1 protein-coding gene is annotated in these 261 nt (G+C 60.5%); it reads right to left on the reverse strand.

Going from position 1 to position 261, the window contains the following annotated elements; translation table 11 throughout:
- Window positions 1–261: TonB-dependent receptor domain-containing protein (locus SB765_RS30875; RefSeq protein WP_410932655.1), on the reverse strand; the 261-nt coding region annotated here is incomplete at both ends.

The raw sequence follows: 261 nt of genomic DNA on the forward strand, positions 1-261 counted from the left end.
TACTGCACGCGGTTGTCTTGATCGTAGGCGTTGGTCTGGTAGCCGTTGACCTGGGTCCAGAACAGGTTGGCGTTTAGCTGCAGGCGGCGATCCCACAGCGTGCTCTTGAAGCCCAACTCGGCGTTGTTGGCACGCTCGGTGCCGATCAGCAAGGAGTCCGCCCCGGCGGTCGGCGCGGAACCCACGGCCAAATTGACCCCACCGGATTTTTCGCCATGGGACAGCGTCGCGTACCCCAACAGGTTTTCATTGAAGTGATAG

Source organism: Pseudomonas sp. SIMBA_067 (genome assembly GCF_046534675.1).
Lineage (GTDB): Bacteria > Pseudomonadota > Gammaproteobacteria > Pseudomonadales > Pseudomonadaceae > Aquipseudomonas > Aquipseudomonas putida.